At 43.7% G+C, this 23,768-nt stretch carries 24 protein-coding genes and 1 tRNA gene; 10 read left to right on the top strand and 15 right to left on the bottom strand.

Annotated elements, in window-relative coordinates:
- Window positions 1-5: 5 nt before the first annotated feature.
- The 4 genes from hisB to hisG all read right to left on the bottom strand — a co-directional run bounded on the left by hisB (window position 6) and on the right by hisG (window position 4,513).
- Entirely contained in the window at window positions 6-890 is an 885-nt protein-coding gene (hisB, locus tag JJ941_RS11915; RefSeq protein WP_290965450.1) for an imidazoleglycerol-phosphate dehydratase HisB, read from the bottom strand.
- Window positions 891-946: 56 nt separating this feature from the next.
- Window positions 947-2,002, bottom strand: a complete 1,056-nt coding sequence (gene hisC, locus JJ941_RS11910) for a histidinol-phosphate transaminase (RefSeq protein WP_290965447.1) — start codon at window positions 2,000-2,002, stop codon at window positions 947-949.
- Window positions 2,003-2,117: 115 nt separating this feature from the next.
- The gene (gene hisD, locus JJ941_RS11905) at window positions 2,118-3,404 is read right to left on the bottom strand and encodes a histidinol dehydrogenase (RefSeq protein ID WP_290965444.1); all 1,287 of its coding nucleotides are present in this window, start codon (window positions 3,402-3,404) and stop codon (window positions 2,118-2,120) included.
- Window positions 3,405-3,631: 227 nt separating this feature from the next.
- A complete protein-coding gene (gene hisG, locus JJ941_RS11900) occupies window positions 3,632-4,513 on the bottom strand; it encodes an ATP phosphoribosyltransferase (protein WP_290965441.1) in 882 nt (293 codons plus the stop codon).
- A 335-nt stretch (window positions 4,514-4,848) separates the two neighbouring features.
- On the opposite strand from hisG, the gene JJ941_RS11895 reads away from it, so the two are divergent.
- The 4 genes from JJ941_RS11895 to JJ941_RS11880 all read left to right on the top strand — a co-directional run bounded on the left by JJ941_RS11895 (window position 4,849) and on the right by JJ941_RS11880 (window position 6,442).
- Entirely contained in the window at window positions 4,849-5,265 is a 417-nt protein-coding gene (locus tag JJ941_RS11895) for an OsmC family protein (protein WP_290965439.1), read from the top strand.
- A 161-nt stretch (window positions 5,266-5,426) separates the two neighbouring features.
- Window positions 5,427-5,597 carry a hypothetical protein gene (locus JJ941_RS11890; RefSeq protein ID WP_020404701.1) on the top strand — a complete coding sequence of 57 codons (171 nt, stop codon included), beginning with the start codon at window positions 5,427-5,429 and terminating at the stop codon, window positions 5,595-5,597.
- Between the two features lie 165 nt (window positions 5,598-5,762).
- Window positions 5,763-6,023 (top strand): DUF6364 family protein, encoded by a 261-nt coding sequence (locus tag JJ941_RS11885; RefSeq protein WP_290965434.1) that lies wholly within the window; start codon window positions 5,763-5,765, stop codon window positions 6,021-6,023.
- Window positions 6,023-6,442: a PIN domain-containing protein gene (locus tag JJ941_RS11880; RefSeq protein WP_290965433.1), complete on the top strand. Its 420-nt coding sequence runs from the start codon at window positions 6,023-6,025 to the stop codon at window positions 6,440-6,442. The genes JJ941_RS11885 and JJ941_RS11880 overlap by 1 nt, the downstream gene beginning before the upstream one ends.
- A gap of 74 nt (window positions 6,443-6,516) precedes the next feature.
- On the opposite strand, the gene JJ941_RS11875 is transcribed toward JJ941_RS11880, so the two are convergent.
- The 3 genes from JJ941_RS11875 to gap form a co-directional block, all read right to left on the bottom strand.
- The gene (locus JJ941_RS11875) at window positions 6,517-7,413 is read right to left on the bottom strand and encodes a M20/M25/M40 family metallo-hydrolase (RefSeq protein WP_290965432.1); all 897 of its coding nucleotides are present in this window, start codon (window positions 7,411-7,413) and stop codon (window positions 6,517-6,519) included.
- A gap of 33 nt (window positions 7,414-7,446) precedes the next feature.
- Window positions 7,447-8,415, bottom strand: coding sequence for an acetamidase/formamidase family protein (locus JJ941_RS11870; RefSeq protein WP_290965431.1), 969 nt, complete (start codon window positions 8,413-8,415; stop codon window positions 7,447-7,449).
- A gap of 196 nt (window positions 8,416-8,611) precedes the next feature.
- The gene (gap, locus tag JJ941_RS11865) at window positions 8,612-9,610 is read right to left on the bottom strand and encodes a type I glyceraldehyde-3-phosphate dehydrogenase (protein WP_290965430.1); all 999 of its coding nucleotides are present in this window, start codon (window positions 9,608-9,610) and stop codon (window positions 8,612-8,614) included.
- A gap of 232 nt (window positions 9,611-9,842) precedes the next feature.
- Here gap and pruA point away from each other — a divergent pair, with 232 nt between their 5' ends.
- A complete protein-coding gene (gene pruA, locus JJ941_RS11860) occupies window positions 9,843-11,459 on the top strand; it encodes an L-glutamate gamma-semialdehyde dehydrogenase (RefSeq protein ID WP_290965429.1) in 1,617 nt (538 codons plus the stop codon).
- Window positions 11,460-11,632: 173 nt separating this feature from the next.
- On the opposite strand, the gene JJ941_RS11855 is transcribed toward pruA, so the two are convergent.
- The 7 genes from JJ941_RS11855 to JJ941_RS11825 form a co-directional block, all read right to left on the bottom strand.
- Complete coding sequence (locus tag JJ941_RS11855) at window positions 11,633-12,328, bottom strand: ankyrin repeat domain-containing protein (RefSeq protein ID WP_290965427.1); 696 nt, start codon at window positions 12,326-12,328, stop codon at window positions 11,633-11,635.
- Between the two features lie 80 nt (window positions 12,329-12,408).
- On the bottom strand, window positions 12,409-13,323 hold the full coding sequence (gene fmt / locus JJ941_RS11850; RefSeq protein ID WP_290965426.1) for a methionyl-tRNA formyltransferase: 915 nt from the start codon (window positions 13,321-13,323) through the stop codon (window positions 12,409-12,411).
- A gap of 2 nt (window positions 13,324-13,325) precedes the next feature.
- The gene (gene def / locus JJ941_RS11845) at window positions 13,326-13,889 is read right to left on the bottom strand and encodes a peptide deformylase (protein ID WP_255133102.1); all 564 of its coding nucleotides are present in this window, start codon (window positions 13,887-13,889) and stop codon (window positions 13,326-13,328) included.
- Window positions 13,890-13,897: 8 nt separating this feature from the next.
- Window positions 13,898-14,320 (bottom strand): Holliday junction resolvase RuvX, encoded by a 423-nt coding sequence (ruvX, locus tag JJ941_RS11840; protein ID WP_290965425.1) that lies wholly within the window; start codon window positions 14,318-14,320, stop codon window positions 13,898-13,900.
- 19 nt (window positions 14,321-14,339) lie between these two features.
- Window positions 14,340-14,663 carry an HU family DNA-binding protein gene (locus tag JJ941_RS11835; RefSeq protein WP_255133106.1) on the bottom strand — a complete coding sequence of 108 codons (324 nt, stop codon included), beginning with the start codon at window positions 14,661-14,663 and terminating at the stop codon, window positions 14,340-14,342.
- Window positions 14,664-14,831: 168 nt separating this feature from the next.
- Entirely contained in the window at window positions 14,832-17,078 is a 2,247-nt protein-coding gene (locus JJ941_RS11830; RefSeq protein WP_290965424.1) for a bifunctional (p)ppGpp synthetase/guanosine-3',5'-bis(diphosphate) 3'-pyrophosphohydrolase, read from the bottom strand.
- Between the two features lie 129 nt (window positions 17,079-17,207).
- On the bottom strand, window positions 17,208-17,777 hold the full coding sequence (locus tag JJ941_RS11825) for an outer membrane beta-barrel protein (protein ID WP_290965422.1): 570 nt from the start codon (window positions 17,775-17,777) through the stop codon (window positions 17,208-17,210).
- Window positions 17,778-17,897: 120 nt separating this feature from the next.
- Between JJ941_RS11825 and JJ941_RS11820 the strand changes: the two genes are divergently transcribed.
- From JJ941_RS11820 to JJ941_RS11800, 5 genes are all read left to right on the top strand, one after another.
- Window positions 17,898-17,985 (top strand) — tRNA-Leu (locus JJ941_RS11820).
- A 183-nt stretch (window positions 17,986-18,168) separates the two neighbouring features.
- Window positions 18,169-18,555, top strand: a complete 387-nt coding sequence (locus JJ941_RS11815) for a response regulator (protein ID WP_255133113.1) — start codon at window positions 18,169-18,171, stop codon at window positions 18,553-18,555.
- Window positions 18,556-18,611: 56 nt separating this feature from the next.
- The gene (locus JJ941_RS11810) at window positions 18,612-20,621 is read left to right on the top strand and encodes a M1 family metallopeptidase (protein ID WP_290965421.1); all 2,010 of its coding nucleotides are present in this window, start codon (window positions 18,612-18,614) and stop codon (window positions 20,619-20,621) included.
- Window positions 20,622-20,773: 152 nt separating this feature from the next.
- On the top strand, window positions 20,774-22,501 hold the full coding sequence (locus JJ941_RS11805; RefSeq protein WP_290965418.1) for a HAMP domain-containing sensor histidine kinase: 1,728 nt from the start codon (window positions 20,774-20,776) through the stop codon (window positions 22,499-22,501).
- Window positions 22,491-23,195 carry a response regulator transcription factor gene (locus JJ941_RS11800; RefSeq protein WP_290965416.1) on the top strand — a complete coding sequence of 235 codons (705 nt, stop codon included), beginning with the start codon at window positions 22,491-22,493 and terminating at the stop codon, window positions 23,193-23,195. Before JJ941_RS11805 ends, JJ941_RS11800 begins: the two co-directional genes overlap by 11 nt.
- Here JJ941_RS11800 and JJ941_RS11795 read toward each other — a convergent pair whose 3' ends face one another.
- Complete coding sequence (locus JJ941_RS11795) at window positions 23,196-23,759, bottom strand: NAD(P)H-dependent oxidoreductase (RefSeq protein WP_290965413.1); 564 nt, start codon at window positions 23,757-23,759, stop codon at window positions 23,196-23,198.
- Between the last annotated feature and the right edge of the window lie 9 nt (window positions 23,760-23,768).

Below are 23,768 nucleotides of genomic sequence, written 5' to 3'. Positions count from 1 at the left end.
ATAATCTACAACGTCCCTTTTGAACTTGGGATCAGATTTTTGATGCGCCCGTTCTGTTCTATAGCCATCTTTAAAGCCCGGGCTAAACCCTTAAAGCATGCTTCAATTTTATGGTGATCATTTTCACCTGAAAAGCTAACATGAATCGTTGCCTTCAAGTTCATTGCCAGGCTATAAAAAAAATGTTTAATCATCTCGGTAGGCATATCGCCTACATACTCTCTCATGAAGTCGCCTTCAAACACTAAAAACGGACGCCCGGACAGGTCTATCGCCACTGTAGCCTGTGCTTCATCCATCGGCAGAACAAAGCCATAGCGCTCAATTCCCTTCTTATTTCCAAGGGCTTTGGTAATCACTTCACCCAATGCGATGGCCACATCTTCAATGGTATGATGTTCGTCCACTTCCAGATCCCCTTTGCAACTCAATTTAAGGTCAATTAACCCATGGCGTGCAATTTGATCCAGCATATGATCAAAAAAGTTCAATCCGGTAGATATATCGGCCTTTCCGGTTCCGTCCAGGTTTATATTGATACTGATATCCGTTTCATTGGTCTTCCGCTGAAGAGATGCCTTTCGGGCTTCCCGGGTAATGAACCTCACCACAGCTTCCCAGTTTTCAGAGGACAGCAGCTCGTTCTCTACTTTAAGCAGTTTCAGCTGCTGTTCAGAACCGGAAATCACTAAATCAGCTTCTCCTTCTTTTTCATAGGAGATGTGCTCTTGGTCCAACAATAAAGCCTGTTCTTCAGAAATCTCCGCATCCTCTATCAATAAAGTATGGCCGGACTCACAGATCCTTTTTAATGAGATAAGAGAATTCTTCCTGAAACTGAACTTCTCATCAGGATCGGAAAGTGCATTTTTTGTGATAGCTATTAACATGGGTCCAATTTTTAATCTGAATCTATAATAATCCGAATGCCGGTATCATCCGGCTTCTATTTAATCTTATCTAAGGCTTCGAAAAACCGGTCGTTTTCTGCCTGAGTTCCAATGGTCAGCCTCAGACAGTCTTCGCAATGAGGTTCATTTCCCCGGTATCGAATGATAACCCCTTCTTCAGCCATTTTTTTATAAACATCCATGGCATTTTTAATCTTAAAGAGAATGAAGTTCGCATCGGTCGGGTACACATAGTCAACGGCCTCATACTTAATCAGCTTGTTGATGACCCGTTCCCTTTCTTTCAAAATGGACTTAATATTTGTAGTGATATTCTCCAGGTTGGAAAAGGCCTGTATTGCTTTTTTTGAGGTCAGTTTATTCACATTGTAGGGAGCCTTCACCTTCATCATGTATGAAATAACCTCCGGGTTGGCCAGTGCAATTCCGAGTCTGATTCCCGCCAAGCCAAACGATTTAGACATGGTTTGCAACACTACGAGATTTGGAAAATCATTAAGGTTATTGGCCAGACTTCCCTGCCTGCTGAAGTCGATATAGGCTTCATCTACCACCACAATTCCGTTAAAACCTTCCAGCACCCTCACCACATCCGAAATATTCATGCTGTTTGCCGTTGGGTTGTTGGGCGAACAAATAAATATGATTTTTGTTTCGGGCTGAACCGCATCCAGAATCTTTTCCGGCTGAAGCTGAAATCCCTCGGTCAGCAGCACTTCATCCACCTGAACGTCATTTATATTTGCCGATACTTTATACATTCCGTACGTAGGCGGGTTTACAATCACCCGGTCTTTCCCGGGGATACAAAACACCCGAAACAACAAATCAATGGCTTCATCACTGCCTACTCCTACAAATACATTTTCTTTATGAACATCTCGGAAGGCAGCTATTTTTTCCCGCAACTCCTCCTGGTACGGCATCGGGTAACGGTTTAGCTCCAAATCGTCCTCAAAAGGAGCTCCCATACTGTTTTCGTTGGCATCCAGCAAAATTCCCCGGTCAAAGTCGTCCCGTGCACTTCGGTAAGGCTTCAGGTTTCGGATGTTTTCCCGTACTAAGGCGTCAATATTTATTTTTTTGCTCATATACTTAAAAAGTCATCATGAGCATACCTGCGAAGGATCTTTGCTTGAAATAGTTACCATCAATTTTCATGCATACCTCTTCGCTTTCACTCAAAACGACACTAATTAGGTTTACTTATTGTATGTCTTTTAACCGGATGCTTACAGCATTTTTATGTGCCTGAAGCTCTTCCAATTCTGCGAGTTTTTCCACTGTGGGACCCAAATTTTTTAACCCTTCTTCACTCAGTACCTGCATGGTTACCGATTTTTGGAAGGCCGCGAGGTTTACCCCGCTGTACATCCGCGCATACCCATAGGTAGGCAGGGTGTGATTGGTTCCCGATGCATAATCACCTACGCTTTCCGGCGTCAACTGCCCCAGAAAAACAGAACCGGCATTGGTAATCTTTTCCATATAACTTTCTGCTTCTTCCACATTCACAATTAAATGTTCAGGAGCATATTCGTTTGAGAAGTCAAAGGCCTGATTCAGATCCTCTACGTTAAGTATAAAGCTATGTTCGAGGGCTTCTTTGGCAATGTCTTTTCGTGGAAGTTCCTGCAACTGATCTTCCAATTGCTGTTCCAGTTTTTTCAGATCAAAAGCAGCCGTGGCAACCAGTACAACTTGGCTGTCTTGGCCATGCTCGGCCTGCGAAAGCAGATCTGCGGCTACATAAGCCGGGTTTGCCTGCCCATCCGCTATAACCAATACTTCAGAAGGACCGGCCGGCATATCAATACTGATTTGAGCTTCCGAGTTTTGTAGAATCATTTTTGCTGCCGTCACATACTGATTACCCGGCCCGAATATCTTATCCACTTTTGGGACCGATTCCGTACCGACAGCCATCGCTGCTACCGCCTGTGCTCCGCCGGCTTTCAAAATCGTTTCCACACCGGCTTTTTGTGCGATATAAATAATTTCAGGAGCTATACTACCGTCTTTTCCGGGTGGAGTTGCCAGCACTTTTGTTGAGCAGCCGGCAATCATAGCAGGTATGGTCAGCATCATAGCTGTTGATGGTAATACCGCCGTTCCACCCGGCACATAAAATCCTACCCGTTCAATGGGTCTCGCCACCTTCATACATCGTACGCCCGGCATGGTTTCAATTTCTAACGGAGCCGGAACCTGCGCTTTATGGAAGGCATAAATATTGTCGAATGCCGTATCAATAGCCTCTTTTGCTTCTTTTGATAACGATACTTCCTGCTTCATCGGGTTGAAACAGACCTCATCCAAATCTACCCCATCAAACTTATGGGTAAACTTTCTGACCGCTTCATCCCCATCGTTTTCAACTGCTTCAATGATAGGTTGTACCGTACTAAAAATAGAGGCAAAGTCGATTTTCGGTCGCTTCAGCAACTCCGTGAGTTGTGCCGGTTTTAAATCTCTATAGTTATAAGTTCTCATTTCAATTTTATTATAGTTGAAGTAAGTGCCTCCAGGTAACGAAACGAACTGTAATGGGACAAGGAATAGTGTTCATGTATCTGACTTGATAACACATGTTTTTCTTTATTCTCATAGTCGTTTTTGAACGCAAAGTCTTCGCAAAGCTGGCTATGTTTTCGACTAATGCACTTTATGAATCAAATCACCCTTCAATATTGAATGTTCAATGTTCCTTGTTCGATATTCTACAGGATCATGCTTTCAATGGGCAGCATTACGATATCCGAAGCGCCTGCTTCTTTTAGTTCTTCCATCACTGTCCAGAATTTATCCAGGGGAATCACGGTATGAATAGCTACCATATCGTTATCCGCCAACGGCATCACCGTAGGGCTTTTCATGGAAGGAATAATTTCCTTAATCCTTTCCACATTGGATGTGGATGCATTCATCATAATGTAGCGGCTTTTCGCAGCTTTTTGATAGCCGTCCATCCTCACTAAAAACCGTTCAATCAGCTCCTTTTTGCCGGGTGAAAGTTCTTTGTTGGTTCGGATGAGCTGGGTTTGTGAGTGCAGAATGGTATCCAGCTCAACCAGTCCGTTTGCTTTCAGCGTGCCTCCGCTGGAAACCAGATCCACAATGGCGTCGGCTACTTTAAGCTGAGGGGCTATTTCTACAGCTCCGGATATTTCAACAATCTGAATATTTATATCTCGTTCTTCGAAGAAACGACGGGTCAAATTTGGATAGCTCGTTGCTACTTTCTTCCCTTCAAAATCCTGTGGCGACTGAATATCTCCGTCTTTAGGTGCTGCTAATGAAAGCCGGCACTTCCCGTATTGAAGATCCCGAATCGGGGTTACATCTGCGCCTGTTTCCTGGGTTTCGTTGGCTCCCACAAAACCCAGATCGCACACACCATCCTGTACATACTCGGGGATGTCATCATCGCGCAGCAATAAAAGCTCAACATCAAAATTTCGGGTTTTAACAATCAGGTTCCGCTTATAGTTATCGAACTCTATACCGATGCCCTCCAGTAAGTCGATGGTCTTATCAGTCAGGCGACCGCTTTTTTGAATAGCAATACGTAAAGAGGTAGAAGAATCTTTTGTTCTGTTCATGAAATTAGTAAGTAATAAGAATTAGAAAATAGGTAGATAAAAGGTCAAAAAAGGTGCAATTAATGCACATGGATATGATGATGTCCGCGATGGGCATGATGGACATCGAGCGAAAGATGATGGATATGTAGGAGTGCGTCTTTCATTGCTTCAAATATAGGCAAAGCTTTGTTATTGGGTCAACTGTTTTTATTCGTCTTTATAATTTGATAATTAAACTGGATTGATCACTTATTTCGTTCAGTTAAGGCTCTCAGCTTTAGTAATCCTTTCCGTGGTTCAACAGCTTTCATTTCTTTACCTTCCTTCAAAGTGAATTAACTAACCTGATATTTATGAAAATTGATGTAACCTGGCTTGGCAAAGACTTCCACATGGAAGCAGAAAACGAAACTGATGGAAAAATCCGAATTGATGGCAAAAATAATATTGGCGGACTCGAAGGCGGATTAAGCCCCATGCAATTGTTGCTGGCCGGTATTGGCGGGTGCAGCGCTATTGATGTAATATCGATCCTCGAAAAGCAAAAACAAGACCTCACCGATCTTAAAGTAGAAGTGGATGCCGACAAACAAAAGCTGGATGCCGGTTATTCTGAGTATAAAACCATACACCTGCATTTTATCCTGTCCGGGAATCTGGATCCCAAAAAAGTTCAGCGTGCCTTAGATTTGTCCATCACCAAATACTGCTCGGTTTCCAAAGCACTGGAGAAAGGCTCCGAGATTAGCTACGACTACGAAATCAAATAATTAAAAATGAAAAATTAAAGATTAAAAATTACTCCTGAGTTCAGGTAATTTTTAATTCTACATTTTGAATTTTTCATTCCTAAACCGCTCAGAATTGCTTAAAAGCAGCATTTTGGCTATACTTGGAGATAGTTAATTACCAATAAATCAGATACTTACCTATGGCTAAATGCGAGTTATACCAAGACGTTAAAGGCGAATGGAGATGGAGACGAGTCTCCAAAAGCGGAGATATTGAGGCCTTTTCAAGTCAAGGTTTTGAAAAAGAAGAAGACGCCCGCAAAGATGGTAAAGATTGCAACGAATGCACCAGTTACCTGCGGAAGTTTTAGAACAACTTTTTTGTAGAACTTTAAAAGCCTCACCAAATGGTGAGGCTTTTTTTATGCTCTTGAATTCTATTTCCCTATCCACTGCTACATAGCAAGGGCGAACAATTTTGTTTGCAAGAATACGTATTTAATATATATTCAATACGTATCATAATTTCACACACCATGAAGGAAAAACTAACTCTTTCAATTGAAAAGTCTGTAAAGGCCAAAGCCAAGCGTATTGCAGGTAAGAGCGGCAAAAGTGTATCCGGACTGTTCGAAGATTTTATCATTGAATTATCTAAAGAGGACTATTGGAACCCTCCAAAAGAATCAGCTACAGAACAAATTTCCAAAGCAGTTCCTAATAATAAAAAAGTGAATAGTTACGATTACAAGTCGTTAAAAGGAAGAGCCCTTCAAAGTAAAATGAAAAGGTTCTGATGTCCCGCTATTTATTGGACACCAATGTTTGCCTTGATGCTGCATTATTGCGCTCAAATAATGAATCGGCTCTCAGAATTTTATCCGCTTCTGAAACAGGTCAGATTGAAGGTATAATTGCCGCCCATGTACCCGATACGATCTTCTATATAATTGCTCATCAAATAGACAGACAGGCAGCTTACGAAGTGCTCGAGGGTTTGGCCCAAACCGTGAGTATTGGAACCATAGACCAAGAGGTTTTCACTTATTCATTGCAGGCTAAATGGAAAGATTTTGAAGATGCCCTCCATCATTTCTGCGCATTAGATAATAAGTGTGATGCGATCATTACCCGTAATAAACGGGATTACAAAGCATCCAAACTTCCCGTTTACACTCCGGAGGAGTTTGTGACAAGGTTCCTGACTGAAGAATAAGTTAATCCACATGTTACATCGGCGGGTATTTGTAGCGAGAGCCACCGTCCTCCTCAACCTATTTCCTATTCCACCTACTGCTCATCAAAAGCTACAATGGCATTTCGTATCATTCGAACGGTTCCTTTATAAAACTCCTGAGGAATGGTTTCGAAGTCATCCGTATGGCGATGATAGTGTTCATGATCTGCCACCCCGAAGTACACAAACGGAACCCCTTTTTGGTGAAATGGCCCGTGATCTGATGCATAGGTCCAGTCATCTAGCCCGCTGTCAGGGTTATCGTGGCCAAATAGTAAATTGATTTCACCGGTTTCTACATTTTCTAATACTGGTTTCAGTTCCGGATAATGAAAAGTACCAACCGCATAGATCTCATTTGAATCATTTTGCGCAATCATATCCAGGTTGATGTTCAGTTTCACTTTTTCAAGGAAAACAGAATCTTCTACAAAAGCTCGTGCCCCCTGTAAGCCCATCTCTTCGGCATCGAAAGCGGCAAACACCAGGGTATGATTGGGTTGAGTCTGGCTAAAATAGTCGATGTAAGCCAGCAGAGCTGCAGTGCCCGAAGCGTCGTCATCCGCTCCGTTATAGATCAGGCTGTCACGAATACCGAGGTGATCATAATGAGCGGTAATCACCATCACTGAATCCGTCTTTCCTTTGATTTGGCCAATTACGTTCACACCGGTCATCTCCTCGCCGCTTCTATTAGTAAAGGTGAACTCATGGGTAAAGGAATTCTGAAATGGCTGAGCTCCATCTTCTTCAAATCGTTGCAGCAGATACTCCCGGGCTTTACGGTTGCCTTCCGTTCCTGCACGCCGCCCTTCCATCTCATCGGAAGAAATCACCCGAAGATCTTCAATAAGCTGTTCAGTATCTAACGTTACTTGCTGCTGCTGAGTGGTACAGCCCAGGCTGATTACTAATAATGCAGCTAATAAAAGCAGTGATTTCTTCTTCAAAATTTTGAGTTTTATGTTGAGTGTCTGTTTGTTTTACTTAAAAATACTCTTAGGGATATGCATGGAAACCAACATATGAGGCACATCCACCACTTCAGCTATTTTCAGGTCTCCGGCCAGCGAACATAGCGCATATGCATCCTGTCGATCCATTCCTTTCTCTTCCTCTAAGAAATCAATCATATATCGGGTGGCTTTCTTGGCCGCCTCATCAATGGTGGTTGCAAAAGCAGTAACCGCGTAATAGTCGTCTGTCTCATATTGCGGCTCACTGATTGACCTTCCACCTTTAATCACTTCCACTTCATAAATAATATTCATGGGTGCTTCTATAGCAGTACCACATACTTCCCCGTGTCCCTGGGCGGCATGGGTATCTCCTATTGAGAATAAGGCCCCTTCCACTAACACCGGGAAATAAACCACGGAACCTTCGGTGATGTTTGGGTCATCCATATTCCCACCATTTTCCCTGGGTGGAATGGTCGAAAGCATTTCTTCGGTATCAGGAGCAACTCCCATCACACCCGGAAACGGCTTTAGTGGGATCTCAATATTCTCAGAAAATTTCGCTGTCTTTTTATCTTTACCCAGCTCAAACGTTTTCAGGTAGGGCTCAGTGAATTCATCAGCCAAAAATCCAAAACCGGGCACGATGGCGGTCCAGCCCCAATCGCCCATCTCAATTTTGTGAAGCGTTACTTTAAGTACGTCTCCGGGCTCGGCATTTTCCACATAAACGGGGCCGGTTAACGGATGGATGGGATCAAAACTCAGATTGGCTAAATCTTCTAAGGTAGAATTTACATCCAGTTGTTGATCAGAAGCCTCTTCAGTTCCAACTTTTATGACTGAACCTGATGGAACCGTCAACACCGGTTCAATGGCGCTGCTCCAGCGGTTATGTGTTTGATCGGATGTAAGCTCAAAATCAACTTCAGGAGCCTGAGTTGTTGCCTCTTTTCCCATATCTACTTCCACACAACCTGAAGCTGCAAACATTAACAGTGCCGATAAAATATAAAATGGTACCCTAAACATAATTCTTCCTCATTTTTTTGGTGTGTAGAAATGTGAGGAGATCAGCTGAGTTTTACAAGTAAACAGACATAAAAAAACTCCTGCCTCTTTCGAAAGCAGGAGTTTCAATAAAATACCAAGTCCGGTGAAACGAGTTCACCAATACTTGCTTAACAGATTAAACGATCTTGGTAATTAAATCAGCGGTTCGTGCAGAATAGCCGGCTTCATTATCATACCATCCGATAATTTTAACCATTTTGCCATCTACTTTCGTAAGCTGACTGTCGTAAATATTTGAATGTGGGTTTCCAACAATGTCAGAAGAAACAAGTTCCACATCCGCATACTCGAGGATTCCTTTCATAGGTCCTTCGGCAGCCGCTTTAAACGCCGCATTTACTTCTTCGGCAGTGGTTTCTTTTTCTACTTCACATACAAAATCAGTCAAAGAACCGGTTAGGGTTGGAACACGAACAGCTCCTCCATCCAGTTTACCATCCAGCTTAGGAAGTACAAGTCCAACTGCTTTAGCTGCACCTGTTGTAGTAGGTACAATGTTTGCAGCGGCTGCTCGGGCACGGCGAAGATCTTTATGCGGGCCATCTACCAACTGCTGATCACCGGTATAAGAGTGAATAGTGGTCATGAATCCTTTTACCAACCCAAAGTTGTCATCAAGTACCTTGGCCATAGGTGCCAGGCAGTTGGTAGTACAGCTTGCGTTGGAATAGATTTCTATATCGTCAGAAATCTCTTCATCATTAACTCCGAGAACGATGGTTTGAATATCGCCGGATGCCGGAGCTGAAATAACTACTTTTTTGGCACCAGCTTCCAAATGTTTTCCGGCACTTTTGGCATCACGGAAAAAGCCGGTTGACTCCACAACAACTTCAGCGCCGAGCTCTCCCCATTTCAGATTCGCGGGATCTCTCTCAGCACTCACATCAAAGCTCATTCCATCGATGGTCATTTTGTCTCCATCCACAGAAACATCTCCGGGATACGTACCCTGGGCTGAATCGTACTTGAAAAGATGAGCCAGAGTTTTGGTATCTGTCAGATCATTTACTCCAACAATTTCAATTGTATCTTTATGATTAGTTAGGATTGAACGGGTCACCATTCTACCAATACGGCCAAACCCGTTAATTCCCACTTTAATTTTTGCCATTTCGAATCCTGTTTATAATTGAATTTTTTATTCTTCTAACTTCACTAAGTAAGAATGTAAAACAGACTTGTAAAGTTCTTATGAATCGTTGAAAGCTACCATTATCGCGCCCTATTTTCAATGTTTTCGGCTACCTGGCAGGTTTAATATCATCGCCTTTGAATTGGGAGCGCTTTTCTGCGTATCTTTAGTGTAACAAAGCTTAAAATTCATCAAAAAATAATTCAAAACCATGCCCGACCAGACCTTAGAAAAGTACAAAAATGAGACGTACTTAGATTTTTCTGATCCCACTAACGATAAAGCTCAAAAAAAAGCACTTGAAGAAGTCCGGTCTGATTTTGGCCAGGAGTATGACCTCTACATCAATGGCGAATTTGTTAAAGGTGATGCCGGTACTTTTGAAAGTAAGAACCCATCCAACCTTTCTGAGACTATTGGAACTTTCCAGATGGCCAGCAAAGACCAAGCCTTTGACGCTTTAGAAAAAGCCTGGGATGCTTTCGAAAGCTGGCAATATGTTTCTGCCGAAAAAAGAGCAGAGTATTTATTCAAAGCAGCCGATGTAGTTCGCCGCCGCAGACTGGAAATTAATGCCTGGATGATCAGCGAAGCCGGTAAAAGCTACCTGGAAGCAGATGCCGATACCTGCGAAGCCATCGACTTTATTGAGTATTACGCCCATGAAGCTCTCCGTATTGATGACGGAATGGATGTATTATCTGAAACCTGGGGCGATTACAACAAAACCATTTATATGCCAATTGGCGCCGGTATATCAATTTCTCCGTGGAACTTCCCTTTCGCTATTTTTGTGGGAATGGCCGTTGCCCCAATCGCTGTAGGTAACACCGTTGTAGCTAAGCCTGCCCCTGATACTCCGCGCATGGGTTCCATCCTCACCGAGATTTTCGAGGAAGTGGGACTGCCAAAAGGCGTATTCAACTTTGTAACCGGTGGCGACATTGAAGTAGGTGAGAACCTGGCCAAGCATCCTAAAACCCGGTTTATTTCTTTCACCGGATCTAAAGCCGTAGGCCTTCATCTGAATAAAATTGCAGCTGAAGTAGCTGACGGACAAAAATTCCTTAAGCGAATGGTCTGTGAGCTTGGCGGTAAAAATGCAACGGTTGTAGATGCCGATGCCGATATTGAAAAAGCTTCAACCGAGATCGTGAAAGGTGCCTTTGGGTTCCAGGGACAGAAATGCTCAGCAAGTTCACGAGTAATTGCCCATCAGGACATTTATGATGAACTGCTGGAGAGAGTGGCTGAAAAAACTAAAGCCCTCTCTGTTGGTGATGCCAAAGAAAACCATATTGCAGGTCCTGTAATCAATCAAAAAGCCGTGGATAAAATCATGAGCTACATTGAGATTGGTAAAAAGGAAGGCCGATTAGTAGCCGGTGGTAAACGTGCTGAAACTGAAAACGAAGGGTACTACATTGAGCCTACCGTTTTTGCGGACATTAGCGAAGATGATCGAATTGCCCAGGAAGAAATCTTCGGCCCTGTAACGGCTTTCATCAAAGCCAAAGACACTGACGATGCCCTTCGCATTGCCAATGGTGTTGACTACGGACTAACCGGAGCTTACTTCTCACAAGATCCTAAGAAAATAGACCGGGCATTGAGAGAATACCGCGTCGGTAACCTGTACATAAACCGCAAGTGTACCGGAGCCCTTGTTGGAGCCCAGCCATTTGGTGGCTTCAAGCTAAGTGGTACCGATGCAAAAGCAGGTGGACGAGATTACCTCAAGTATTTCCTTGAGCCGAAATCAACCACACTGCGTCCGGCTGATGGTGTTGATTATGAACTCGAAGATTTTGAGTTCGCAAATAAGTAATCCAACACCACAACGATTGATAAAATTAAAGCCCCGCTCATCAAATGATGTGCGGGGCTTTTTTATATCTGATATCAAAATGAGGGGTAGATAGAAATCAACCTAAATTAGGTCATTAATCCATAATCAAGGTGATCCCAAAGAATTTCTAGTCGTGGCTCAAGTGTGTAGAATTAATCGTCCAAATCTACATCATCGGGGGCATCGTCATCATCAGAAACCAGGTCGTCCACATCGGGCGTATCATCCAGGTCAACGTCTTCATCTTCATCCGTAACAGGAGCAACTTCTTTCTTAGGCTTGGATTCGGCTTTAGCTCCCGCTCTCCTAAGGATTAGGGCAATGTCATCCTGCTCATTATCCATGGCGATCATCATAGCAGTATCCCCATTCTTATCCCGTAGCTTAACATTGGCACCCTGGTCAATCAAATACTTCACCACATCTGTGTTGCCTTCTTTTGCGGCCAGCATCAGTGCTGTGTGTCCCCAGCGTTGCTGGGCATCAACATCAGCGCCGGCTTCTACCAATAATTTTACGGCTTCAAGATTTCCAACTCGGGAAGCTGCAATTAAAGCAAGGTTACCAATACTGGCTCCTTTTTCGAGGAAATATTTCAACAGCTCCAGGTTCGCATTTTCAGCTGCACGGTTTAATGCTGTTCCCCCCATCTTGGTTTCTATATTCAGATCAGCTCCCTCCTCTACAAGAAACTTAGCCACTTCGGTGTGGTTTTTTTCAGAAGCCAGGATCAGAGCAGAGGCACCACTCTTGTTGGTTTCATTGATATCCATTTTGCCTTTCAAAAGCTTTTTCAGCTCTTCCAAATTACCGGCTTTTGCTGCCTCAAAAATTTCAGATTGCTCCATAATATGCTATGATTTTAGCTTTGCAATTGGCGTGATGATAAAAAACCGAACGTATATCTCAAATTAATTCTTCAAGAAAATTAATTCAGCACTCCCTCAACGTCGTAGCCTCTTAATAATTCCTCTCCTGTCAGTCTTTTTGTACCGGGAAGCTGCACTTCGGTCAATTCTACCGTGCCATCCAGGCACCCAACAAGCAGCTTATCGTCCTTAACCAACAGCTCTCCGGGATCTACATTGGCGGCAATCCCTAAACGCGACCGATACATATTGAACTTCTCTCCATTCCAATTAGCCCAGGCTGTTGGAAACGGGCTCAGGCCTCTTATTTTATTATGAACATCTGCTGCAGGTTTATTGAAGTTGATGTGGCAATCGTCCCTGAAGAGTTTGGGCGCCGGGGTAGCTTTGGAGTGATCCTGAGCGGATAAGGTATAATCCCCAGAATCTATTTTGTGGATGCTCTCCAGCAGTAACTCGCTTCCCATGTCCCTGAGCCGGTTATACAATTCTCCGGTCGTTTCATTATCTCCGATTTCTGTTTTTTGCTGAAGGATGATATTGCCGGTGTCCACTTTTTCATCCAAAAAGAAAACAGTGCAGCCGGTCTCATCTTCTCCATTAATAATGGCCCAGTGAATAGGAGCCGCCCCCCGGTATTTGGGCAACAGGGAAGCGTGTAAGTTAATAGAGCCTTTTTTCGGGATACTTAGAACCGAGGTGGGTAAAATACGGAAGGCTACAACCACAAAAAGGTCGGCTTCCAGTGCTTTCAGTTGTGTTCCGAATTGCGGAGATGAAAGGTCATCAACCTCAATTACAGGAAGTCCCAATTCCAGCGCTTTCGCCTTAACAAGTGTCGGGGACTTCTTCGAACCCCGCCCTCGCCTTTTGTCCACATTGCTGATCACCGCCTTTATGGTATGTTCAGAATTATGAATTTGCTCCAGGCTTGGAATCGCAAATTCGGGTGAACCCATAAAAACAATATTCATCGCTATGCTTCTTCCTGTTTGGGGACTACCGGGTATTTTACCTTTTTATTGCCTTCATCAATCTCTTTAAGCTCTTTTTTGTGCATTCTTTTTTTGAAGGCACTCAGGTAATCCAGAAATAGCACTCCCTCAAGATGATCATATTCATGCTGAATTACTCTTGAAGTCCAACCGCCGGCTTCCAGCCTATGCTTGTTAAAATCTCGGTCAAAAAACTCGATAATCACCGTTTCGGGGCGAAACACTTTGTCGTTCACTTCCGGGATACTCAGGCAGCCTTCTTCGAGTGGCACCTTATTTCCTCTTTTTTCCAGGATCAGCGGATTGATAAAAACCATAGGACCGTAAGGAACTTCACCATCTTCGATCATAGAGTCGGTATCCATCACAAACAATTTGATAGACCGGCCAATTTGCGGAGCAGCCAATCCAACGCCATCAGCGTTATACATAGTCTCCAGCATATTATCGATCAGGGTTTGCAGTTCCGGACTGTCTTCTTCTATTTCATCTGCTTGTTTCCGTAAAACCGGATCATCGTACGTTACAATTGGTAATATGGGCATATGTTATATTAAGAATTCGAATCTAAGTAGTTTTGTAAAATGATGGCAGCAGCAATACGGTCAACCCGCCCCTTTTCGCGTCTCTTTTTCTGGGGGAATCCGGCCTCAATCATAAGGCTGCGCGCCTGGTTCGATGTGTATCGCTCATCAACTTTTGCAATGTCTATATTTGGGAAAGAATGGCGCAGTTTTTTTATAAAATTATTAACCATTTGTGTGGCCGACCCTTCTTCTCCTTTAAGAGACAAAGGCCAACCAACAACAAATTTTTCTACAGAAGCGTTTTCTGTGATTTTCTGAATTTCAGATAATGCTTCCTCAGGGGAAAAAGTGCCGACCGGTGAAGCTATGGTTTTGAGTAAGTCGGTTTGAGCAATACCCACTCTCTTTTTTCCAACATCTATACCGACAAGCCGTGCATATTCCTGCAACTATTTGTTTACCCCTGAATTATTTATCCTTCTTTACGTCCTCTAAAGGCTGTCGCAGAAACTTCTTCATCAACTTACTGGGCTTGAAGTGTGTTTTGCGATGCGCCGGCACGTAAATTACTTCGTTTGTTTTAGGATTTCTGGCCTTTGGTTTAGCTTTTGTTTCCTTTACTTCAAATACTCCAAAGTCACGAATTTCGATTCTGCACTCTGTATCAGCAGACATCATAATTTCTCGTAAAGCTACAATCACAGCATCAACCCACGGCTCTGCTTGAATCATAGGTTCATCCATTGCTTCTGCAACCCGACGTACAACGTCTCGTTTTGTGTAAGTCATCATAGTTTTTATAGATTATGTTAAGTGCCTTTTATTTACTTGTGGCACGTTTGTCCTTCCATAATTATTCGCAACTTTGTTTTCCTTAAGCTGTTTGACCTATAGCGAATAATCTTTCAGCATTGTAAAGATAACTTTAATAAAAATCTACCTAAACTGCATTAGAAAGGGTTACTCGTAGCGCAGAACGTTTTTAACGCCTTCTACTTTTTCAAGTCGTTTCATGATCTTGCCGAGATGAGAAATACCGTCAACGTAAAGAGTGATAATCCCCTCAAACATGCCGCTGTCGCTGCTAACGTTGATACTTTTCATATTAGTCTCAAGCGATTTCGACAATACGTCCGTGATATCATTAATCATACCCACCCTGTCGCCGCCGATAACCTTAATGGCTCCAAGGAATTTGGTATCAATATTCTTGGCCCAATTTACATCCACAATGCGTTCTGCTTCTGTCTTTAACAGATGCTGAGCATTGTTACACATGGTCCGGTGAATTTTGACATCCCCGGTTCGGCTTATAAACCCAATCACATCATCGCCGGGAATTGGGTTGCAGCAATTTGCGTAGGAATATTTGATATTGCTAAGCTCGCCATTGATAAAGAGTGACTTGCCGTCACCCACCGACCGGGCTTCACTGATGTATTTATCCTGAATTTCTTCTTCAGTGATGGGATTGACTTCCACCTGCTCGTTATCTTCAATCCGGCCCGTACTCTTGAACTTCTTCACTTCCCGGAACAGCTCATTTACGTCAAAAACGCCAGAACCGATATCAAAAAACAGCTCCTGGGTCGATTCATACTTAAACCTTTTAGCAAATCGATTCAGCTCCTGCTCCGAAATTTCAATATTGCCGCGGGCCGCTCTCTTGTTCCATATTTCCCGTCCCTCTTCGGCAACTTTACGCTGCTTCTGCTTTATAAACTGTCGGATTCGTGACTTCGCTTTATGGGTAACCACATCATCAATCCAGTCCGGATTTAGATTGATCTTATTGCCGGTGATAATCTCAACCTGATCCCCATTCTGAAGTTTCTGGCGAAGCGGCACCATCTTCCCGTTCACTTTGGCGGCCATGGCACGTTCCCCGATTTCACTGTGAATTTCAAAAGCAAAGTCTATAGGCGTTGCATCCCGGGGCAGGGTTCTCAGTTCGCCGTCAGGAGTAAAAACATAGATCTCATCCTTATACAGGTTCAGCTGAAAATCTTTTACGAAATCGGTGGCTGCATCGGGACGTGGATTATCCAGTACATCCCGAACCCAATTCACAAACTTGTCGAGGGTATCGGAGCCTTGCTGGGCTCCTTCTTTATATTTCCAGTGGGCGGCAAGGCCTTTTTCAGCAATGTCATCCATCCTGCGGGTTCTGATTTGAACCTCCACTTTCCGGCCTTTATTAGTAATTACCGTAGTGTGTAGTGATTGATAGCCGTTCGCTTTTGGCACCGAAATGAAATCCCGGAATCGTTCAGGTATTGGCGTGTACCAATCGGTGATGATGGAATACACCCTCCAGCAATCTTCTTTTGTATGCTGACCTTCCAGAATAATCCGAATAGCAAAAAGGTCATAAATTTCTTCGAAGGGTTTTTGCTGCCGCTGCATTTTCCGGTAGATAGAGAAGATGTGCTTGGGCCGGCCTTTAATTTCAAACTTAAAGTTCATTTTGGTCAGCTCATTTTGAATAGGCTGCATGAACTCATTAATAAATTCTTCCCGGTCCTCCCTTTTCTCCCTAAGCTTTCGGGCTACAAACTTGAAGGAAGTCGGATCTATGGTTTTGAAACACAGATCTTCCAGCTCGTTCTTAATCCGAAACAACCCAAAACGATGAGCAAGCGGGGCATACAAGTCCATGGTTTCCGAAGCAATCTTAATCTGCTTTTCCCGCTTCAGGTGTTGGATGGTTCGCATGTTGTGCATGCGATCGGCAAATTTAATCAGCACCACCCTGATATCTTCCGCCATGGAAAGCAGCAGCTTCATAAACGCTTCGGCCTGCTTGCTATCCCTGCTTTTAAACACCCCTGTAATTTTAGTAACTCCATCAATAATGACGGCCACTTCATCCCCGAACCAGTGCCGGATATCATCCAGGGTTACATCGGTGTCCTCTACCGTATCGTGCAACAGGGAGGCAATAACAGAGATATCATCAATATTGATTTCACTGGCTACAATTTTGGCCACTTCCACCGGATGGTAATAATATGGCTCCCCGGAGGCTCGCTTCATATCTTCGTGCGACATGTAGCATAGTTTAAAAGCATTCGTCACTGCTTGCTCATCCACCGAGTCAATGTGATCACGGCACACGGTCAGTAACTGCTTCAGATCTTCTCTCTGAGCCTTCTTTAATTTATAACCCTCAAGGTCATATTTATCTATGGAAGCAGTATCACTCATAAACTAATCCAGCCTAACACCCTTTTAAGGTAGGTATAACCCTCGTTTAAAGCACTTACTTATATTTTCTTGTACAAAAAAAGCGGATATGGAGTTCACATCCGCTGTAATACAATTAACTGATTTTGTTTAAAAACTTAAAGACACACCAAACATAATTCTGCCGTTTTGAGCATCAGCCAGAGTAGGCTCGGCCAGCTCCTTGTTAGAATATCGATATTCAACAAAGGGCTTTAACACCGGTATCACCGTTACTTTGGCGCCAACCGATAGATTCCAGTACAAGTTACTTTCATTTCCGTCTTCCGGACGGTTCCCCGGCAGGCCATTGTAGTCCTTAACTGCTTTTTCATAATTCTCGGTCCCAAGTCCCACGCCTACGTAGGGTTCAAGAAGTCCTACAGAAACACCACCAACTGCAGCTACTCCTACATCATAATTGGTCAGGTCTTCTGAATAAGAGAAGCTCTGGTTGTTGGGATCCACGTTGTTCTCTTCACTGAAATAACTTCCGTGCAATCTAAGCGAAAGGTTCACCACCGGCAGTTTTTCAAGAATTCCTTTTTCGATTCGAAGGCCAAATCCATTCTTAGGCTTTTCATCACGAAGCTCGTAGGAAGCTCCGATCTCAAGCTGAGCCAAACTGCTTGCTGAAAAAATAACGGCCATTAAAATAGTAAGGGGTATAAATCGTCTCATAGCTTCTCTTTTAGTTGTTATTTGCCCAAAGTTACGAAACGCAGATGTGGATTCAATATTTGTTTAAATCTTTATTGAAGTAGTGAAAGGTAAAGCCGTATATTTGGCGCCTACCGGAAAGCCGCTGTGGTGGAATTGGTAGACACGTTGGACTTAAAATCCAATGGGTATTAAAATGCCCGTATCGGTTCGAGTCCGATCAGCGGTACAAAGCCTGCTTCTCAGAACAGAGAAGCAGGCTTTTTTTATGCAATCCTTTCTCTACAGCTTATAAATTGACTATTTACTCTATTTAACCACTAAATTTTTTTATTAGAAAATTTCGTTTAATATTAATTCATGTTATTATTTAGCCTGTTGCTTATAAGGCAATGAAAATTAATGGAACGAGATGGACAAGAAACAGAATAAAACAGTCATGATCGTTGAAGACGATCTGATTCTGAATCTTCTGTATGAAAGCTACCTGGAAAAATTGGGGTATGACGCGGAAGGGGAACTCGTATATGGTAAAACAGCCATAGAAGTGGCACAGAAGATTAAGCCCGACCTCATCTTAATGGATATTTCTCTTGAAGGGGAAATAGATGGCATCACAGCCATGAAAGAAATTCGCAAGTTTTCAGATGTGCCCGTTATCTACATCACCGGGAATTCTGATCCTCACCACGTTCAAAGAGCGAAAGAAACCGAGTATCTCGATTACCTGGTGAAACCCATTGAATTTAACGACCTGAAAGAATCTATAGAGAGAAATTACAAGAAGATCCATAAATAGATTCACTTCACTTTTACTACCACCTTCCTTCCTGACTAACCTAATTCTACCTAATCATGAAATCATCGCTTTCAGGATTCCTGATCTTTATAATCGCCGCTTTTACTGCGTGTTCACCATCAAAAACCACGACTTCGCCTGCTACTTCTGACGCTATTGAACAGAGCTTCAAACCTGAACGCCCCATTCCCTACGAGATCGAAGAGCCCTGGGATTTTAAACAAGCTGTTGCAGATGGATTCCGATCCTATAACGGAACTCCCGGCCCCAACTATTTCACCAACACCTATTCCTACAAAATTGATACCGAACTGGTGCCGGCCGATACCATGCTATACGGTGAGGCGGATATCACCTACACCAATAATTCGCCCGATACTTTAAACTATATTCTTTTTGAACTGGCTCAGAATCTCCACAAAGAAGGTGTGCCCCGTAAAGAAATCGTGGAGATTACCGGTGGCATGAATATCACACGGGTTTCTATTGATGGTGAAGACATTGCCGGCATGAAACGAAGTCGCCCGACTTATGTAGTTCAGGGCACGAACCTGGTTGTATATCCTAACGAAAGGATTTTCCCGGGACAGACTACCGAAATCGAAATTGACTGGAATTTCAAAGTTCCGCAAGCAGGTGCAAGCGGACGCATGGGCTACAGCCGAAATAATCTGTACTTCATTGCCTATTGGTTTCCGCATGTTGCTACTTATGATGACGTTCACGGATGGTTTGGAGACGACTTTACCGGAAATGCCGAGTTTTATCACGATTTTGGAGACTACGAAATTAATATCACCGCTCCTGAACAATGGCTGGTTATGAGTACCGGTGAATTTTTGAATCCGGAAGAAGTCTTGGCTCCAGCTGTCCTCGAGAGATATAACACAGCTCAGCAATCTGACACTGTGGTTTCAATTGTTGAAATCAATGATTTTGGAAGCTCAACGGGATCCGGTGAGGACGGAACTTTAACCTGGCGCTTTAAGGCTGAAAAAGTTCGTGATGTTGCCTTCAGTGCTACCTCTCAATCACAGTGGGATGCCATGCGGACTCCGGTTGGGGATGTGGACGGTGACGGCAGCGAAAACTATTCCCTCATTAATGCTTTTTGGAGAGAATCAGCCCCGCTTTGGGAAGATGCCGCAGACTACACTGCTCACTCTATTTCATTTTTATCTGATTATACCGGCATTCCGTATCCGTGGCCACACATGACTTCCGTTGAAGGAGCCGGCATTATAGGCGGCGGGATGGAATTCCCGATGATGACGGTAATGGGCAGCTACAACAACCCGAACCCGAATATTCCCTTATCACAAAAAAAGCAGGCGCTGTATAATGTAACCGCCCACGAAATTGCCCATATGTGGATCCCGATGATTGTGAGCAATAACGAACGCCGACATGCCTGGATGGATGAAGGAGCTACCACTTTTCATGAAGCCCACGCCCGCTGGGATAAATTTCCGGAAAGCTTTAGCAGGCTGGATGAATTCAACAGTTACCTGCCCATTGCAGGCAGCTACCTGGAAGGCGAAATCATGAGATGGTCCGACTACCACTATCCCGGCCCGGCTTACGGCGTCGCTTCGTATCCAAAACCTGCTACCGTTTTAATTGCCTTGCAGGGTGTGTTAGGTGATGATTTGTTTAAAGAAGCATGGACAAGTTTCATGGACCGCTGGGCATATAAACATCCCACACCTTATGATATGTTTAATACCTTTGAGGATGTTTCAGGAAGAGAACTTGACTGGTTTTGGCGATCCTGGTATTTCGAAACGTGGACCCTGGACCAGGCCATTGCTGATGTTGCCCAAAACGACGATGAGGCTACCATAACCATCAAAGATTTAGGCAAAGTTGTGATGCCTGTTGATCTTACCATTACTTTTGAAGACGGCTCCAAAACTACAACCCGCATTGGCGTGGATGACTGGATGATGGGCAAACGAACTACTTCCGTGACCTTAGATGCGCCGGCTATGATTTCCCGGGTAGAAATTGATGCCGACCACTACTTCCCGGATACAAACCGCGAGAACAACATTTGGGTACGATAGGGCACTTAACGAACAGCGAATCTCTTATTTTAAGTTCAGAAAGCTCTTCTCACCGAAGGGCTTTTTTTATTGGCCATTATTTTTACCAAATTTGAGTTCTTACAATAACGTTAAGTGCTATATTCAGGCGCTAAGTTTCACAACTATTTCACATGAAAATTTTACAAAACAGAGCTTTTCGCTGGATTCTTTTGATGCTTGGGCTCTCGGCTATTATTGCGCTTACCGGGATGAACGTCCTTTCGTTGTATGACCTCCGAGACCGCATGGTTGAAAGTGAAGAAGAACGCCGGATTGATCAACTGGATGAGATCAACGACACGATAAGAAATCAGATTCTTGAGCCTCTGCGTGGGCTATCCCGAATCGAGCTTGAGCCCATTGAAAACTCCCTTCAGCAAACCGGACAGCTTCCTGATAATTTTCAGGATGTACTGGCCCGATCATCCAAAAGTCCGTTTTTTAATAGCATTTATTTCACCCCTGAAAATGTTGACCCCTGCAATCCTGACAACTCTATTTACAGGTTTGATCCTGAGAACCAACAAATCACCCCTACTAATGACTACCCGGATTTTGTTTGTGACGGTGTTGGCCTGGCACGCACCAAAACCAAGATTCAGCTTAACGATTTCAATTACCGTTGGAATAATAACTTTGAGTTTGATACCCATCGCAGCCTGAATATCGGACTCATTAATCTTTCTGAAAGCCGGATGATCGGCTACATAACCCTCACATTAAATGAGGATTATATTGTAAATGAGGTCCTTCCTCCTATTCTCACCAACTATTTTGGTAAAAGTGAGGAAACCGGGATTGTGGTTTGGGTTCGCGACTGGACCAATAACAAAGTGTTGGCCACTAATGATACTACCATACAATACGACCGCGACCTGAGAGACCATGTGATGGGGTTCTCCGGCTCCGGCTTCTTCGACAACTGGTCGTTGAATCTTGCTTTTCTGGATGCGCCGGTTACTAATGCCTATAACGAAACCCTTATCAAAAACCTGATTGTACTTGGGGTGGCCGTGCTGTTCTTACTGGGGGCACTAATCTTCATGTTTGTGACGGCACAGCGCGAGCGACATTTAGCACAGCGGCAGGCCAGCTTTCTTGCTAATGTAACCCACGAACTGAAAACACCCCTGGCAGTGATGCAGGCTGCAGGCGAAAACATTTCCGATGGGCGGGTCACCGAACCCAAACGGCTGAAGCAGTATGGCGAACATATTTATAATGAGTCTATCCGGCTAAGAAGCATGATTGAAAAACTTCTGGATGTAGCCCGTGTAGACTCTGGTCAGAACATGATTAAAGCCGCTCCTTACAGTATTCACAATCTGATGAACAAGTTCCTGAATGAAAATCGGGAGTATATTGAAAACAAGGGATTTGAAGTGAAGTTTAAATCTTCTGCTGAAGATGCTATGTGTTTGATCGACAGCGACAGCTTTGAAACTATCGTCCACAACCTTACGGAAAACGCCATCAAATATAGCAAGGATGAGAAATGCATCGAGTACCAGATTTCATCCAACAAAGACAATGTCTTTTTCAGCATCTCGGATCATGGAATGGGAATTCCTAAAAAAGAACAAAAGAACATCTTCAAAAAGTTTTACCGGGTTGACGATTCCGATTCAAAGAGCACCAAAATTAAAGGACATGGATTGGGATTAAGTATCGTACGGAATATGGTTAGCCTGAATGGCGGAAAGATTGAAGTGAAAAGTAGTTCGGGCAAAGGCACAACATTTATTGTGAGATTTCCTAAATTGGATGGAGATGACGTTACGAAAGAACAGCTGCAAAACGTACAGACTGCTTCCTCGCCAACAGAAAATTTAAATAAGCACACGAAATATGTCGGATAAACGCATGAAAGTGCTCGTTGTGGAAGACGAGCCAAGCCTTGTTTTTACACTTCGGGATACATTGGAAAGTGAAGGGTACGATGTTTTAGTAAGTGAAGAGGGTACGCAAGCCGTGGAAATGGTAAAAGAGCATAAGCCGGATATCATGATTCTGGACATCATGCTTCCCGGTAAAAGTGGCTATGATATTCTGGAGGAAATCCGGGATAACAAATTTACTTTCCCCGTTATCATGCTTACAGCCAAAGATCAGGAGCCGGATAAAGTTAAAGGGCTGAATCTTGGCGCCGACGACTACCTCACCAAACCGTTTGGGGTGAAGGAACTCCTTGCCCGCATTGAAGCCCGGTTACGACGCGCCGGCACGTATTCCACTTCCGGCGAAGTGGACATCTTGCAATTGGGTCCTATAAAAATTGACCTTCATGAGTCTGTTGTTCACCGCCCGGATGGACAGGAAATTGAATTGACTTCCCGGGAAGTCGAACTGATCCGCTATCTGCTGAAAAGTGCTAACGAACCGGTATCGCGAGATGAACTGCTGGAAAAAGTATGGCGCTATGAGTTTAGCACAAATACCCGAACGGTGGACGTTCACATTTCAAAGCTGAGAGCCAAAATTGAAGTTCACCCCGACGATCCACGTTACCTAATTACTTTACACGGTGTTGGATATATGCTTCGAAACGGGTAATTAAACCAGCTGATCCATTTCTTTTTGCTTTACGGATTCTACGAACTTCACAAAGTTTTCCACTTGTGATTCGAGTAAGTTTTGCTGGAAGTCATCGTTAATTCCCTCTGTTTCCGAGAACTCTTTTTCTACCCGGGAGATAAAAACCCGCTCCGGAAACTGAAGTGCATTCCTGTAATTTGCAACCATCTGAAATTGCTCGACGGCACGCAATCCACCAAAAGCACCGTTTGCCTCACCGATAAAAGCCATTGGCATTTTTTCGAAAGCTTTTGGAAAAGGCAGATAATCCACAAAAACTTTTAAAATCCCCGGAAAACTGCCGTTATATTCCGGGATCACAAATACCAATCCGTCTGCTTCCAACACCGGCTTTCTGAACTCCTCAATAGCAGGAAGCTTTTTACCATACCTTCCGCCTACAACTTCTTCCAAGGGGAAATCCTGCAGGCTGATTACTTCCACATCCGCTCCCTTTTCTGCATACAATCCCTGTACATATCGGGAAACTTTAAGGGCATTTGAGTTCGGGCGATCGGTACTGCTGATAATTTTTAGATTCATTAATCCTGT

Source organism: Gracilimonas sp., from assembly GCF_017641085.1.
GTDB lineage: Bacteria > Bacteroidota > Rhodothermia > Balneolales > Balneolaceae > Gracilimonas.
Note: the sequence above shows the minus strand (reverse complement) of the source record. Positions and strands in the feature narration are given on the sequence as shown.